At 36.1% G+C, this 14,856-nt stretch carries 14 protein-coding genes; 6 read left to right on the top strand and 8 right to left on the bottom strand.

Features of this window, described 5'->3' with window-relative positions:
* The first annotated feature begins 138 nt into the window (after positions 1 to 138).
* Positions 139 to 372 carry a hypothetical protein gene (locus ACN1CD_RS06260; RefSeq protein WP_419129467.1) on the top strand — a complete coding sequence of 78 codons (234 nt, stop codon included), beginning with the start codon at positions 139 to 141 and terminating at the stop codon, positions 370 to 372.
* Here ACN1CD_RS06260 and ACN1CD_RS06255 read toward each other — a convergent pair.
* From ACN1CD_RS06255 to ACN1CD_RS06240, 4 genes are all read right to left on the bottom strand, one after another.
* On the bottom strand, positions 357 to 1,958 hold the full coding sequence (locus ACN1CD_RS06255) for a S8 family serine peptidase (RefSeq protein ID WP_419129466.1): 1,602 nt from the start codon (positions 1,956 to 1,958) through the stop codon (positions 357 to 359). The two genes, ACN1CD_RS06260 and ACN1CD_RS06255, sit on opposite strands and share 16 nt — an antisense overlap.
* Before the next feature lie 153 nt (positions 1,959 to 2,111).
* Positions 2,112 to 2,708, bottom strand: coding sequence for a DUF4142 domain-containing protein (locus ACN1CD_RS06250; protein WP_419129465.1), 597 nt, complete (start codon positions 2,706 to 2,708; stop codon positions 2,112 to 2,114).
* Between the two features lie 54 nt (positions 2,709 to 2,762).
* Positions 2,763 to 3,218 (bottom strand): GNAT family N-acetyltransferase, encoded by a 456-nt coding sequence (locus tag ACN1CD_RS06245; RefSeq protein ID WP_419129464.1) that lies wholly within the window; start codon positions 3,216 to 3,218, stop codon positions 2,763 to 2,765.
* A 68-nt stretch (positions 3,219 to 3,286) separates the two neighbouring features.
* A complete protein-coding gene (locus ACN1CD_RS06240) occupies positions 3,287 to 3,778 on the bottom strand; it encodes a YajQ family cyclic di-GMP-binding protein (RefSeq protein WP_419129463.1) in 492 nt (163 codons plus the stop codon).
* A 75-nt stretch (positions 3,779 to 3,853) separates the two neighbouring features.
* Here ACN1CD_RS06240 and ACN1CD_RS06235 point away from each other — a divergent pair, with 75 nt between their 5' ends.
* The 4 genes from ACN1CD_RS06235 (at position 3,854) to ACN1CD_RS06220 (ending at position 8,490) form a co-directional block, all read left to right on the top strand.
* Positions 3,854 to 4,489, top strand: coding sequence for a hypothetical protein (locus tag ACN1CD_RS06235; protein ID WP_419129462.1), 636 nt, complete (start codon positions 3,854 to 3,856; stop codon positions 4,487 to 4,489).
* A gap of 99 nt (positions 4,490 to 4,588) precedes the next feature.
* Positions 4,589 to 6,649 carry a polyphosphate kinase 1 gene (gene ppk1 / locus ACN1CD_RS06230; RefSeq protein ID WP_419129460.1) on the top strand — a complete coding sequence of 687 codons (2,061 nt, stop codon included), beginning with the start codon at positions 4,589 to 4,591 and terminating at the stop codon, positions 6,647 to 6,649.
* Entirely contained in the window at positions 6,649 to 7,536 is an 888-nt protein-coding gene (locus ACN1CD_RS06225; RefSeq protein ID WP_419129459.1) for an exopolyphosphatase, read from the top strand. Before ppk1 ends, ACN1CD_RS06225 begins: the two co-directional genes overlap by 1 nt.
* A gap of 285 nt (positions 7,537 to 7,821) precedes the next feature.
* Positions 7,822 to 8,490: a hypothetical protein gene (locus tag ACN1CD_RS06220; RefSeq protein WP_419129458.1), complete on the top strand. Its 669-nt coding sequence runs from the start codon at positions 7,822 to 7,824 to the stop codon at positions 8,488 to 8,490.
* Positions 8,491 to 8,591: 101 nt separating this feature from the next.
* Here the strand turns inward: ACN1CD_RS06220 and pgl are convergent, their stop codons facing one another.
* The 4 genes from pgl to ACN1CD_RS06200 all read right to left on the bottom strand — a co-directional run bounded on the left by pgl (position 8,592) and on the right by ACN1CD_RS06200 (position 13,199).
* Positions 8,592 to 9,317, bottom strand: a complete 726-nt coding sequence (gene pgl, locus ACN1CD_RS06215) for a 6-phosphogluconolactonase (protein ID WP_419129457.1) — start codon at positions 9,315 to 9,317, stop codon at positions 8,592 to 8,594.
* A gap of 62 nt (positions 9,318 to 9,379) precedes the next feature.
* Entirely contained in the window at positions 9,380 to 10,894 is a 1,515-nt protein-coding gene (zwf, locus tag ACN1CD_RS06210) for a glucose-6-phosphate dehydrogenase (RefSeq protein WP_419129456.1), read from the bottom strand.
* Between the two features lie 28 nt (positions 10,895 to 10,922).
* Positions 10,923 to 12,338: an NADP-dependent phosphogluconate dehydrogenase gene (gene gndA, locus ACN1CD_RS06205; RefSeq protein ID WP_419129455.1), complete on the bottom strand. Its 1,416-nt coding sequence runs from the start codon at positions 12,336 to 12,338 to the stop codon at positions 10,923 to 10,925.
* Between the two features lie 102 nt (positions 12,339 to 12,440).
* The gene (locus ACN1CD_RS06200; RefSeq protein WP_419129454.1) at positions 12,441 to 13,199 is read right to left on the bottom strand and encodes an ROK family protein; all 759 of its coding nucleotides are present in this window, start codon (positions 13,197 to 13,199) and stop codon (positions 12,441 to 12,443) included.
* Between the two features lie 160 nt (positions 13,200 to 13,359).
* Here ACN1CD_RS06200 and ACN1CD_RS06195 point away from each other — a divergent pair, with 160 nt between their 5' ends.
* Positions 13,360 to 14,568 (top strand): sterol desaturase family protein, encoded by a 1,209-nt coding sequence (locus ACN1CD_RS06195; RefSeq protein WP_419129453.1) that lies wholly within the window; start codon positions 13,360 to 13,362, stop codon positions 14,566 to 14,568.
* The last annotated feature ends 288 nt before the right edge of the window (positions 14,569 to 14,856 follow it).

Raw genomic sequence — 14,856 nt, 5'->3', positions numbered from 1 at the left:
AAGTTAGTCAGGATTTCTAATCCTGACTTTTTCAAATTACGGATTTAAAATCCGTGGTTAGAGAAGGACAATTGTTCAGTTAGTTGGGATCTCTAACCCCGACTTTTCAAATTATGAATTTAAAATCCGCAGTTAAGGATGGACGAGATTACAAATCTTTACCAACAAAATCCTACAAGTAATCACTGTTCAGTTTCTGAATCTCTAATCCCGACTTTTCAAATTACGGATTTAAAATCCGCAGTTAAGGCAGGACGAGATTATAAATCTCAACCAACAGATAGAACGAAGAAGGGCGAATTTCAAAATGAAATTCGCCCTTCTTCAATAAGTACAATTATAATTAAACTGGCAGATTATTTTTTGCCATAAGTAGCCGCTAATTTAAGGGCTTCATAAGCATTTACAATACCACCACTGATACATAAATCAGAGAATGGTACGGAAACACTTTCTGCATTTTCCTCTTCACCTTTTTTGTAAGAAACATTATGGTTTACTTTCGTAACCGATTTAACAATGATTTCTTTTACCTGTGCAGCAGATAATTTAGGATAATAAGAACGGATTAATCCAGCTAAACCAGCAACAACCGGAGAAGCCATACTTGTTCCGTCTAAATCCTTATATTTTGATCCTGGAACGGTAGAGTGAATGCGAACACCTGGTGCAAAAACGTCAACCTGCGTTTTACCGAAGTTAGAGAAACTTGCTTTTAAAGTTTCGTCATCTTTCGGACCTGAAGCACCAACAGTGATCCATGAAGCAATGGTTTTTGCATCTAAATCTTTGTGGTTCGGGAAGTTGTTTTCTGTATCAATGTCTTTATTCTCATTACCGGCAGCTTGAACAATTAAAACATCTTTCGAAGCTGCATATTTCATGGCATCGTTTACAACCGCTTTATCCCAGCTGTAAGCTTTACCAAAGCTCATGTTGATCACTTTAGCACCATTATCAACCGCATAACGAATGCTGTTTGCCACATCTTTATCACGCTCATCACCATTTGGTGTACAACGAACACCCATAATAGCAACATTATCAGCAACGCCCATAACGCCAAGGTTATTGGTCCTGTCGGCTGCAATGATACCTGCTACGTGTGAACCATGCATGGCATCAGGACCAGCTACATCATTATTTCCATAAAATTTCTCTTTTGGATCATTGGGATTATCACCAACAATAGCTCTTGGATCGTAATCTATATTCAGGTTATATTCAGCCTGACGGGTATAATAATCTACACCTTCCTTAATCTGATCTTCATAAAAATCTTTGAAACTTCCAGTTTCCAGTTGCTTTACCAAGACACTCTGAATGCGGCCTTCTACATCAGAAGATGGTTTAAAGTTTTTAATATCTTCTAATGTTGGATCTTCCTTACCAATTTTCTTTACTACTGCATCCAATGCATTTTTGAAACCTGAAATACCAGCCAAGCCCTGTTTAGCCTCGGCCAGTTGTTGCTCTAAATCAGATCTCCTGGCTTTAAAGGTTTCCCAATCTTGTTTATCTTTTTCTGCAACGGTAGCATCGGTTGTATTGGCGAAACGAGCCTGATCGCGTTTTACTAAACGAGTAAGCTCCAGGGTTTCAAAATTTACGGATTCTTTTGGACCGCCAATAAAGTTCCAGCCATAAATATCATCAGCATAGCCATTTTTATCATCATCTTTACTATTGCCGGCAATTTCTTTGGTATTAACCCACATGATACGTTTTAGATCTTCATGTGTAGCTTCAACACCACCATCATTAACAGCAACAATCACTTTTGTAGATTTTTTACCTTTCAAAAGTTCTTTATATGCTTTTTCTGTACTGATTCCAAAGGTAGAATCTGTTTTTAAATCGAGATTTTGCCAGTTCGCTTTTTGTGCGTTAGCAAATAGAGGTACTGCAATAACAAATGCACCAGTTAAGAGTACATTGAAAATTCTATTCTTATTCATTTATGTATTTTTGTAATTAAACGGCGAAAGTTAATTTTAATTTTTTTAATCTGAATAAATTGTATTAAAAATAATATTTAATAAACTTTTAACAAGAAAAAATCCCAAATGGATCCATTTGGGATTGATAAATTATATGATTTCAGCTCAATATTATTTTAAGTCTAATGCGATTTTTTTTGCCATTTCATCATGTTGTTCAATAACGGCAAGTGTTTTCGTAGCCCATTCTTTTAATCCGGCGTCTCTGTTTTGAGTACCGTCTTTAAATAAGGCAACAGTTTTTTCATGGTCAGTAACCATCATACCCATATAATGCTTATCGAATGCTGCACCCTTAATCTTTTTCATTTCGTCCAGGTGAATCTGATCTTCAGCTGGCAAAGCATCTGGTGTAATGACCTTCTTTTTAATGGCAAATTCTTTAAGTTCTTTATTGGCTTTGGTGTGATCTTCCAACATTTTAGCTGCAAAATCCTTCACCTGCTGACTGGAAGCATTTTTTTGTGCAATCTTTGCCGCTTCCACTTCCATAATTCCGCCAACAGCTGCCTTTCTTAAGAATGTAGCGCCAGCTTCATCAATATCCGATTCAACTACTTCAGAACCTGAAACATGGTTCCCATTAACCATTGTAGTATCGCCAGATAAACTGTCTTTTGTTGTAGATGATTTTTTATCTGCTGTTTGACAAGCTTGAAAACTAACAGTAGCAGCAATTATTGTTGATATTAAGAATATTTTTTTCATGTGTCTCATTGTTTTAATGAATAATTAGAACAAGAGACGATGAAAAAGGTTTTTTTAATCTCTTTCAGTATTTATATTTTGATAACAATTTGCAATTACGATTCCCATTTGTCTTTCAGGATTTTTGAGTAGAGAAAAGCCAAATTGGGCATATAACTGATGGGCATCGAGTGTGGCCAACTGATAACGGCGTAATCCCTGCAAATCGGGATGAAAAATCATAAATGACATCAGTTTTTTTGATAAGCCTAAGCCACGATAGGCTGATTCGATGTACACATCACAGAGCCATCCAAATGTTGCTTTATCGGTAATCCAGCGTGCAAAACCCACTTGTTCCTGATTTTTGTAAATGCCAAAGCATAAGGAGTTTTCTATGGAGCGATTTACCAGTTCAATTGAAATGTTTTTCGCCCAATACGATTCTTCACTTAAGTAATGATGAATGGCTTCTACCTGAAGCAGGTTTTTCTGATCTGAAAATATAAAACCGTTTTCGCTTATCTGCATCTGCTACCAGTAAACTTAGCGGATGATTACGTAATAAAATCATCCGCTTAAATAATTTGAAAATAATATTAATTCCTCATGTTAATGAATTGTAAAGGCTGATCAAAATCTTCTCCGCGACAAAGTGTGATCACCGCCTGAAGATCATCGATCTTTTTAGCCGTTATCCGAACCTGATCATCCATAATAGAAGGTTGAACTTTTAGTCCACTGGCTTTAATTTTCGCCACTACTTTTTTTGCAGCTTCTTTATCTAGCCCTTCTTTAATGGTAATTTCCTTCCGGATCATATTACCCGAGGCAATGGTTTCCTTACCGAAATCCATACTCTTTGGATCCAGATCTTGTTTCATCATTCGGGAAATAATAGAACCTTCAATCGCTTTTAAACGCATATCATCCTCTGTAACAATGGTTATGATGTTTGTTTTCTTATCCAGATCGACAGTACTTTTCGAGCCGTTGAAATCAAAACGGTTCAATATTTCTTTTTTAGCATTATTAATGGCGTTATCAAGAGTCTGCGCATCAACTTTACTTACAATATCAAAAGAAGGCATGTTTTTAGCTTTAAAGTAAAAAATTAGTAGATTTATGAGAAATTAAATCGATTGCACAAAAAAACGAAAAATATTATGAAAACCACTAAAGCTAAGCCTCAAAAAAAAGCATTTAAAAAAGATGTTAAGAAACAATTAGAGCAATCTTTAACTACTCAGTTTTTGGAAGTGGTAATGAGTCTCGGCCATGATGCATCAGAGATTAGTACGGAGGTAGCGAAAGCAAGTAAACGTGTTGCAAAGAAATTAACCAAAAAGTTCACGGTGATTAAATCAGATGTAGGACAAAAAATTGACGGGATTTTGCACTCAACTAAAGAGAAAGCAAAAGAAGTTAAAAAACCCATAGAAAAGGCTGTAAATAAAGCAGAGAAAAATGCTGCCAAAGTGGTTAAAAAGGCCATTTCCAAAGCTAAGCCTGTTGTTCAAAGTGTTAAGGTTGCTGCTATTGCAACCGAAGAAAGAGCAGAGAAAGCAATTGCTAAACCAATTAAAGAGGTAAAGGAAGTTGCTAAGAAAACTGAAGAAATAGTTGTTTCTAAAGCAGACGCTGTAAAAGAGGATATCAAAACTGCTCCAGCTAAATCAGCAACCGCTGTAAAAAAAACAGTTGCAAAGACGACTACCGCGGCGAAAGATAATGTAGCAGCAGCAAAAGATAAAATTGCTCCTGTAGTTAAAAAAGTTGTTAAGGCAACGGCAAAAAAATAATTTGTTAACGTTAACTCGTTTATGAATTAACATTGAATTAACAAATTAATATGCAGTTTTGAGCATCCCTGCTTTGACAGGGATTTTTTATTTTTTTAAATGAGCAAGAAGAAGATACCATTTTTAAATCGTGAAATAAGTTGGCTTTACTTTAACGAGCGTGTATTGCAGGAAGCCGCTGATGAAACTGTACCGCTTATTGAACGAATAAAGTTTCTTTCTATCTTTTCATCCAATCTCGAAGAATTTTATCGGGTGCGGGTGGCAACGATGACGCGGCTGACTAACCTGAATGATAAGGCTAAAGCACTTTTAGGTTTCAATCCAAGAAAGATTCTAAACGAAATTAAAAATATTGTTGTTAAGCAGGAACGTAAATTTGATCAGCTTTTCCAGGCAACACTCATCAATGAGCTTGCACAAAACAGGATTTTCATTTTAAATGATACCCAACTAAATGTAAGCCGGGGTGAGTTTGTGAAAAATCACTTCCGGGATAAGATTTTATCCAACCTGGTACCCATTATGTTGGATATGGATAAACCATTTCCAGAGCTTAAGGACAGGTATTTATATTTCTTTGTTAAACTTTCTAAAAAGGATACTAAAGTTAGAGAGAAATATGCCTTAATTGAAATTCCACCTAACTTGCCACGATTTCTGGTGTTACCAGAAACCAATGATCTGAAATTTATCATTCTGGCTGAAGATATTATCCGGTATTGCCTTGACGATATTTTTTACGTTTTTACATATGATAGCCTGGAGGCTTATTCTATCCAGTTAACGCGTGATGCGGAATTAGATATAGATAAAAACATCAACGATAAATTTATTGAAGACTTAAAAAGTAGTCTGGAGAAACGTAAAAAAGGTAAGCCGATGCGTTTGCTATACGACTCCGCCATGCCACTAAATATGCTCACCGTTTTGGTAAATAAGCTAAAACTAGAAGCAGAAAGTTTAATTCCAGGTAACCGGTATCATAAATTCGGCGATTTCATCTCATTTCCCAATGTAGGGAAAAAGGAATTGGAATATGCACCTAACGTGCCGTTAAAAGTTCATGATCTGCATCGGACACAAAGTATGTTTGCCAAAGTAGCACAGCGGGATTATTTGGTAAATCTGCCATATCAATCTTACGATTACATTATTTTATTTCTTCGTGAAGCAGCTATTGATCCGAAGGTTACCGAAATTCAGATTACCTTATACCGTCTGGCAGAAAATTCAAAAGTAATCAATGCATTGATTAACGCCGCTAAAAACGGAAAGATAGTTTCTGTACTTTTGGAACTTAAGGCCAGGTTTGATGAACAAGCCAACATCTTTTGGACCACTCGTTTAATGGAAGAAGGTGTGAAGGTAAATTATGGATTAACCGATTATAAGGTTCACTCCAAAATTTGTCTGGTGAAAAGAATTGAAAAAGAAAAACCTGTTTATTACGCCAATCTCGCGACTGGAAACTTTAACGAAAAAACTGCTGGTTTGTATTGCGACCATAGTATTTTCACGGCAAAAAAAGAAATTACAAATGATTTAGTTAAGCTGTTTGATGCCTTAAGTAAACGCACTGTAACCAATGGATATAAACATTTAATTGTTTCGCCTTTAGAAAGCAGATCTAAACTGGTAAACTTTATTAACCGCGAAATCCGAAATGCGAAAGCTGGAAAGATTGCCTATATCTTGTTGAAGGTAAATAGTTTAGCGGATGAGGGACTGATTTCCAAACTTTACGATGCCAGCAATGCCGGTGTGAAAATTCAACTGATTATTCGTGGAATATGCTGTTTAGTTCCGGGCGTAAAAGGCTTTAGTGAAAATATCACCGCGATTAGCATCATTGATAAATTTTTAGAGCATGCCCGGGTTTACATTTTCAGTAACAATGGTAAAAATGATATGTATCTATCATCAGCCGATCTGATGAGCAGAAATTTCGAGCATAGGGTAGAAGTAGGCTTTCCGGTTTTGGATCCGGATGTGAAACAGGAAATACAGGATATTATAGACCTTCAATTGCAAGACAATACAAAAGCCCGCCAAATTAATGCGTTAAGCAACAATAGATACCATAAAAATAGATTAAGTAAAAAAATACGGGCACAGGTTGATACCTATAACTATTTAAAAACCAAGCACCAATCATAATGTTAAGATACGCAGCTATAGATATCGGTTCTAACGCAGTGAGGCTACTCATTGCAGATATCAGCAAACAAGATGGGAATTACAGTTTCAAGAAAAATACATTGATTCGGGTTCCGCTTCGTTTGGGTGATGATGCTTTTTTAGATAAACATATCTCCGAAAAAAAGGCGGGAGATTTGATTAAAACCATGATGGCTTTCAAAAATCTAATGGATGTTTATCATGTTTCTGAATACCTGGCTTGCGCTACCTCCGCCATGCGTGAAGCACAAAACGGGCAGGATATTGTGAAAATGATCAAGGAAAAAACAGACATCAACCTGGAAATTATCGAAGGCCAGAGAGAAGCAAATATTATTTATGCCAATCATATCGAAGCCGATCTTGATGACAGTAAAACCTATCTCTATATTGATGTGGGTGGAGGCAGTACGGAACTATCTATTTTTGTAAAAGGTACACCAGAGGCCTCACGTTCTTTTGATATTGGCACCATCAGAATGCTGGATAACCAGGACAAGGAAGAAACCTGGGAAGAAATGAAAGAGTGGGTAAAAGAGCATACCAAAGGCCATAAAAACCTGGCCGGAATAGGTACAGGTGGTAATATCAATAAGCTTTTCAGAATGAGTGAAGAGAAAGACAATGCACCGCTTTCACTTCAGAAATTAAATGCACTTTATAATAAATTGATCAGCTATTCTTTGAAAGAAAGAATCAACACGTTAAAATTAAATCCAGATCGTGCAGATGTAATTATCCCGGCAAGTGAGATTTATTTAACCCTGATGAAATGGACTGGAATAAAACAAATTTATGTGCCAAAAGTTGGAATGGCCGATGGGATAATTAAACTACTGATTGAGGAAAATTTAAAAGAAGTTTAACACCATCATTTTCTCAGAAGCTATCTAAAATTATAATTTATCAACTTACGAAATTTTAAAGCCTTTGCGCTTAAGGATTTCTCAGTTTTATTATAATACACCTGTGGTTAGTTAATAATCATCGATAAACTATATAAATCGAGCCTGATTTGAACAATTAAGCTCGATTTCTGTAAAAACAAGTTTTTCTCAATGTTTTTCTAAATTGGAATATACCCGATACTGGGTATTTCTCCCTGATACTTCTAACTGTATTTTTACCGGTATAACCCAGCAAATACAATTATGAAGTCTAAATTAATTATGCTCCTGATGTGTGCAATGTGCACATTGGCCGTAAAGGCACAAACTGTAGAGGTTTCTGCTTCAGAACCCGACGCCAAAATTATTGTGGATGGACAAAGCCTGGGCACAGGCAGTTTGAAGATCAAAGTCCCTAAGAATTCTTGCGTGAACGTGAAAATTCATAAAGCAGGGTTCTTACGTTATGAGCAAACCTATTGCAATAAAAAAGGAATGACAGAGCCTCCTAAAAAACAGTTTTTCGATATGAAAAAGGATGATGCTGAAGAAGCTTCGATTAAGACTGATCAGGCAAATATCGACTTTTCTATTGAAGTAAATAAAAAACTGGATATTAATGATGTTTGGAAGCGTGCCAATCAAATCGTAACAGATTATTTTGATGCGATTGAGGTTGCTGATAAAGAAACTTCTTATCTACGTACCGCCTGGAGTATTCAAAGTTTTGCTCAAAATACCATTCGTACCAGGTTGATTATCAAGTTATCTAAAAGCGATCCCTTAACTTATAAGGTGAAGTTGGTAAGTGAATATTCTGGTATGCCATTAACCAGTGTTAAAGCCGATGAGCAATTTCATGATTGGGATAGGCTGCTTCGAAAATATCAGAATGTAATTTCAGATTTTACCACAAGACTGGGAAATCAGTAAGCACAAATAGTCTTTAAATTGTTTGCCCAAATTTTAACAAAAAACGGAATACACGCCTTGTGTATTCCGTCATTATACTTACGAAAATTTATTTAACTCTTTTATTCTTCCAGTAACTTAGTCGCCGCCTCATCTGTAAACCAGGTCAATTTCCCATCAATCGGATCAATTAACTGAGAAGGATACAAATCAAAATTCTTTTCCTGATCATTAATCACATGCTTCAATGCTTCGGCTTTATTTTCACCAAAAACAAGGAAAGCAACGTTATCTGCCTTATTTATTAATGGAGCAGTAAAGCTAATGCGGTAGGTATTTAATTTTTCTACGAATACCGATGCGATGTCAACTTCCTGATCTTTTACCAGCGTGGTATGTGGGAAGATGGATGCTGTGTGTGCATCATCGCCCATTCCCAAAAGAATCAGATCAAATACCAGTTCTTCACCTTTGAAATGTTGGTCAATTGCTTTCTTATATTCAATTGCTGCTTTTTCTGGAGCAAGCGTAGTATCAACATAAAAAATATGATCTTCTTTAATTCCAAGTGGATCAAGTAAGGCTTTCTTCGCCATTAAGCCGTTGTAATTCTCGTCTGTTGAAGGAACATTTCTTTCATCACCAAAGAAAAAATAAACTTTTTCCCAGTCAATTCGATCTACACATGCTGTCGCCAGTAAATGGTATAATGCTTTTGGAGAACTTCCGCCAGTTAAAACAAAGTTAAAACGATCATTTTCTTCGATCGACATTTCTGCGATCTTGATCACGTAATCAGCTAAATCCTGATTTAATTCTTCCAGTGTTTTGTAAATAAGTAAGTTCATGTGTTTACGTTGTTCGTCTATCGTTGTTCGTCTATCGTTAGAGACGAACAACGAGTTTGGGATTATTCTTTATTTTTAAGTGGTAAATTAAACCAATGGAAACCGTCTCTTGCAATAAGCGCCTCAGCTTCTTCTGGTCCCCAGCTATCTGCAGGGTAATTAGGGAAATTGATTGATTTTTTACTTTCCCAGGTATTTAAAATTGGCATTACTAATTCCCATGCTGCTTCTACCTGATCGCCACGCATAAAGAGTGTTTGATCACCCATCATGGCATCTAAAAGTAAGGTTTCATAAGCTTCAGGCGTATCACCTTCGTAAGTTCCTTTATAATCGAATACCATGTCAACAGGATTTAAAACCATATCTAATCCTGGTCTTTTTGCCTGAACCTGCAAGCGAATACTCATCTCAGGCTGAATGCTGATTACCAGACGGTTCTGTTGCCAGTTTTCGGTTACGCCAGATGAAAAAATCTGATGAGGTACATCTCTGAATTGAATGGTAATTAAAGATGAGGTTTGATTTAAGCGTTTACCGGTTCTTAAATAAAATGGAATACCCTGCCATCTCCAGTTATCGATATGAAATTTAACTGCAGCAAATGTTTCGGTATTGGAATGTGCATCCACACCCTTTTCCTGACGGTATCCAGGCACTTCTTTTCCCTCTACCCAACCTTTACTGTATTGGCCACGCACGGTATGGAAACGGATATCTTCAGCAGAAAACGGACGCATAGCCCTTAAAACTTCCACCTTACGGTTTCTGATTTCATCTGCATCAAAATTAATTGGTGCTTCCATTCCGATTAAACAAAGCAATTGCAAAAGGTGATTCTGAATCATGTCTCTTAAAGCACCAGATCCTTCATAATATCCTCCACGATCCTGAACGCCTAATTGTTCTGTAACCGAAATCTGCACATGATCAATATATGACCTGTTCCATAGTGGTTCGAATAAAGAATTGGCAAAACGGAAAGCCATCATATTCTGAACTGTTTCCTTACCAAGATAATGATCGATGCGATAAATCTGTTTCTCTGTGAAAATGGTACTTAATAATGCATTTAACTCCTTAGCAGATTCCAGATCATGGCCAAAAGGTTTTTCAATTACAATGCGACTATTATTTTCATTTTCGGTGAGTTTATATTTGTGTAAATATTCTGCAATTACCGGGAAAAAGTTTGGAGCTACCGCCAGGTAGAAAATAACCTGCGTATCTGGTCCGTATTCTTTCTGATATTTTTCTACCGCATTTTTTAAATTTTCGAAAGTTTTCGGTTGAGCAAAGTCGGTAGGGCAGTAGTGAATAGTATTTCCAAAATTTTCCCACTTATCCTTTTTAACTTTTCCTGATCTCGAAAATTCATTAACAGCATCTTCTAAGGCAGTTTTGTAACTATCATCTGTAAATTCGGTTCTACCCGTACCAATAATGGCAAACTTTTCAGGCATGTAACCTTCAATAAATAAATTATAGAGGGCAGGTGCTAATTTTCTTTTATTTAAATCACCTGTACCACCAAATATTACAAATATTGTTGGACTTAATGCGGCTTTGGTTTTCATTTTATGTTTGGATTCTTGTCGTTAAAATTTATGATAGTTTATTCCAATCTGCATGGAAAACACCTTCCTGATCAATACGCTCAAAAGTGTGTGCGCCGAAGAAATCTCTTTGTGCCTGAATCAAATTTGAAGGCATCCGTGCTGTGGTAATCGTATCAAAATAAGTAAGGGTTGAAGCAAATGCAGGGATTCCTACACCAGCGTTAACACATGCTGAAATTGTTTTACGGGTTCCTGCTAGGGTATCTTTGATAATATTTTGGATACCTGCATCACCAAACAAGTGCTCTAAAGCATGGTCTTTATCGTAAGCCTGATAGATGTCTTCCAAGAATTTAGCCCTGATGATACATCCGCCACGCCAGATTTTAGCAATTTCCTGTAACTGTAAATCGTATTGGTACTCTTTTGATGCCTGAACCAATAAATGCATTCCCTGTGCATAAGCACTAATCATAGAGAAATAAAATGCATCTTCCAATTCTTCAACAGTGATCTCAATTTTATTATCTTTCTTTCCAAAAGCTTCTTCCAAAGAAACCCTTAAATTTTTAAATTTAGATAAATCACGGTTAGAAACAGCTTCGTTAATGGTTGGAACAGGCAATTGTAATTCCATTGAAACTTCTGAAGTCCATTTTCCGGTACCTTTAGAACGCGCTTCATCTTTAATCTGATCTAAAAGATCGTTTTGAGTAACCGTATCCTTGAATAAAAAGATCTCAGCAGTGATTTCCAATAAGAAAGACTGAAGTCTGCCTTCATTCCATTTTTTAAATACCTTATAGATTTCTTCATTCGAATAACCTAAACCATTTTTAAGTACGCCATATACTTCAGCGATAAGTTCCATAATGGCATATTCGATACCATTGTGTACCATTTTTACAAAGTGACCAGATGCACCCGGACCAATATAGGTAACGCAAGGATCTGAACCCACTTTAGCAGCAACAGCATCAAAAACTTCCTTTACTACATTATAGGCTTTTTTATCGCCACCCGGCATCATGCTCGGACCGAAACGTGCACCTTCTTCGCCACCAGAAATTCCCATTCCAAAGAAATGCAAACCATCTTTTTCCAATTCCTCAACCCTGCGGTTTGTATCTGTAAAATGTGAGTTTCCGCTATCGATAATGATATCACCTTCACTTAATAAAGGTTTCAATTCGGCAATAACACTGTCTACAATGGGTCCGGCTGGAACTAATAAAATTAGTGTTCTTGGTGTTTGCAAACTGCTGATAAAAGCTTCGATGTCGTCAAAACCTTCTAGATTGTGTTTTTGTCCTTCATCTTCTAGCTTTGAGATCATCTTTCGATCCTTATCATAACCAGTTACAGAGAAACCTTTATCTGCCATGTTTAATAATAGGTTGCGGCCCATAGTGCCCAAACCAATCATCCCCAATTTGTATTTTTTTGACTCGTTATTTGACATTTTTAAATTTTTATAGTATCCAAATTTAGAACTTACAAACTAATAAAGTGGATTTTGATGTTAAAAGATTGTAATAATAATTATGACCTGTTAGTGTACAATTTACACATTAGGGTTAACTGTGAAAATATTGTATTTATCAGCCAGTTTCCAAAGTTTAGCACCACCTTTTATACCATCTCTGTTGGTTACGATCGTGATGTTATTTTCGAGTTTAAAATCGATATGTTTTGAGTTGCCACCACCAATATATAAGGCATCATAGTTGAAAACCGTTTTATAAATCTCAATTATTTTTTTCAAACGTTTGTTCCAGCGATCAGAACCGATGTCTTCAAAAGCTTTGTTTCCTATATAATCATCATAGTCTTCAGTTTTATTGATAGGTAAGTGTGCCAACTCCAAATGGGGGAGAAGTTCTCCATCAAACAGGAGTGCTGTTCCAAAGCCAGTACCAACAGTAAAAACGATTTCGAAACCTTTTCCTTTTACCACACCTAAACCTTGCTGATCGGCATCGTTTACCAACCTAACCGGATGATTTAAGGCATTTGCCACACGTTGAGCCAAATCTACATCAGCCCATTTGTTTTTCGCAAGATTTGGCGCAGTTTTAACTATCCCGTTGGTTACATATCCAGGAAAGCCAATAGAAACGCGATTAAATGTTTCTGGTATAGGTTTAATGAGCTCTTGTATGCCCGTTACGATATCTTTCGGCGTTGCACCAGCAGGCGTTTTACTTTTTAAATATTCTGACAGCATATTTCCATCTTCATCCAGTAAAACTGTTTTAATACTGGTACCGCCAATATCAATGGAAAGAATGTTTGTGTGCCCGCCTTTTTTTTCTGCTGCCATATTCTTGTTTTTATATAAAGTGATTTGTGCAAATTAATAGAAACAAAAAATATTAAACGAATAGAATGACAACTAATTTAAAATAGTAAACTACTTAATCTATGTATTTAGTATATTATTTATATGTTTGTAGCATTGATTTAAACATAATGTAGCTCCCATGACAATAAATTATCTCGCATTTGCCATTCCTGCTTTTTTTATTTTCGTATTCATAGAATATAAAGTTGCGCAGCAGCGGAAAAAAGATGAGATTTTCAAGTACGAAAGTTCTGTTGCTAATTTTAGTGTTGGAATTGCCGAGCGGTTGTTGAATTTATTTATTGCGGCAAGCTTCTACCAGGCCTATCAGTGGGTTTATGATAACTATGCGTTGTTTCAAATCTCCAATAGTTGGTATATGTGGCTGTTGCTTTTGCTGGCAACTGATTTTGTATGGTATTGGTATCATCGCTTAGGGCATGAGATTAATTTTTTGTGGGCTGCACACATTGTACACCATCAAAGTGAAGAGTTTAATTTTACTGCAGCTGCCCGGATTACTACAATACAGGCGATTTTTAGAAATGTTTTTTGGTGTGTTCTGCCCTTGGTGGGTTTTCATCCAAATATGATTATCACGATTTTGCTGGCTCATGGTGCTTACTCTTTTTTTACGCATACGCAATTAATTGGCAAGTTAGGCTGGTTGGAAAATGTATTGATTACGCCATCGCTTCATGGTGTGCACCACGCCTCTGATGAAAAATACCTGGATAAAAACTATGGTGATGTTTTTGTTTTCTGGGATAAGATTTTTGGTACTTTTCAGCGGGAAGAAGAGCCACCTAAATACGGCTTGACTCATCCCATTAAGAGTTATAGTTTTTTATGGCAACACTTTCATTATTATCTGGAGATAGCAGAAGCGTATAAAAGGGCGGAAGGAGCTAAGGGAAAATGGAATGCACTTTTTGGAAGTCCGGCGCTGATGGATCAAAATATCAGGTCGATTTTAGAAGAACGTTATTTTCAAAAAAAGGAACAAAAACGAGGTGAATCTAAATTTAAAACTTATTTAAATATTCAGTTAGTTATTGTAGTTGCAGCATTAACCGGCACCACGATGTTTTATCAATACCTCAGCGAAATGGATAAATGGGCAGTGTTGATTTTCGTTTTACTCACTTTAATTAATATCGGCGCATTGCTGGAACAACGGATCTGGATCTACTATCTCGAAGCCTTTCGATTGATATTTTTGTTTGCTTTTTTCTTCTATTCTTTTCAGATATTTGAGTGGGTTATTTTCCCAATTGTGCTATTGGTTGTTTTTGAGCGAATATTCTCCATAAAAACACGGTATAATAAGTATATGTTAAGTATTTAGTAACCTAAAGTACTTTCTTTATCTTTCGATATGGAATGATCATTAAAATGTTACTTAAGGATATTATACTTCATTGCCGCTAAAATTTTTTATTGCGTATCGTAATTATTACGATTTCTGATCACACTGTTATTTTTCTCCAGCTAACAACATAAAAGTTGTAAATAACACTATTTATGAGGTTTATTAGCTTTTTATTATACTAGCTTTTCCATTAGAGATATCAAAATACAGCGCTCTGACAGTTGCTAACAATCATTGATATAGGAAATATTATTTATTATCAAT

This window comes from Pedobacter sp. N23S346 (assembly GCF_048515415.1).
Taxonomy (GTDB): Bacteria; Bacteroidota; Bacteroidia; order Sphingobacteriales; family Sphingobacteriaceae; genus Pedobacter.
The sequence above is the reverse complement of the archived record's forward strand: the minus strand, read 5'-3'. Positions and strand labels throughout refer to the sequence as shown.

Excerpts from the sequence above, each read along its gene's own strand:
- zwf (WP_419129456.1), bottom strand. The coding sequence starts at position 10,894 with ATGAAAACCAAAGCCGCATTAAGTCCAACAATATTTGTAATATTTGGT.
- pgl (WP_419129457.1), bottom strand. The coding sequence starts at position 9,317 with ATGAACTTACTTATTTACAAAACACTGGAAGAATTAAATCAGGATTTA.
- ppk1 (WP_419129460.1), top strand. The coding sequence starts at position 4,589 with ATGAGCAAGAAGAAGATACCATTTTTAAATCGTGAAATAAGTTGGCTT.
- ACN1CD_RS06235 (WP_419129462.1), top strand. The coding sequence starts at position 3,854 with ATGAAAACCACTAAAGCTAAGCCTCAAAAAAAAGCATTTAAAAAAGAT.
- ACN1CD_RS06200 (WP_419129454.1), bottom strand. The coding sequence starts at position 13,199 with ATGGCAGCAGAAAAAAAAGGCGGGCACACAAACATTCTTTCCATTGAT.
- ACN1CD_RS06255 (WP_419129466.1), bottom strand. The coding sequence starts at position 1,958 with ATGAATAAGAATAGAATTTTCAATGTACTCTTAACTGGTGCATTTGTT.
- ACN1CD_RS06225 (WP_419129459.1), top strand. The coding sequence starts at position 6,649 with ATGTTAAGATACGCAGCTATAGATATCGGTTCTAACGCAGTGAGGCTA.
- ACN1CD_RS06240 (WP_419129463.1), bottom strand. The coding sequence starts at position 3,778 with ATGCCTTCTTTTGATATTGTAAGTAAAGTTGATGCGCAGACTCTTGAT.
- ACN1CD_RS06260 (WP_419129467.1), top strand. The coding sequence starts at position 139 with ATGGACGAGATTACAAATCTTTACCAACAAAATCCTACAAGTAATCAC.
- gndA (WP_419129455.1), bottom strand. The coding sequence starts at position 12,338 with ATGTCAAATAACGAGTCAAAAAAATACAAATTGGGGATGATTGGTTTG.
- ACN1CD_RS06195 (WP_419129453.1), top strand. The coding sequence starts at position 13,360 with ATGACAATAAATTATCTCGCATTTGCCATTCCTGCTTTTTTTATTTTC.
- ACN1CD_RS06245 (WP_419129464.1), bottom strand. The coding sequence starts at position 3,218 with ATGCAGATAAGCGAAAACGGTTTTATATTTTCAGATCAGAAAAACCTG.
- ACN1CD_RS06220 (WP_419129458.1), top strand. The coding sequence starts at position 7,822 with ATGAAGTCTAAATTAATTATGCTCCTGATGTGTGCAATGTGCACATTG.
- ACN1CD_RS06250 (WP_419129465.1), bottom strand. The coding sequence starts at position 2,708 with ATGAAAAAAATATTCTTAATATCAACAATAATTGCTGCTACTGTTAGT.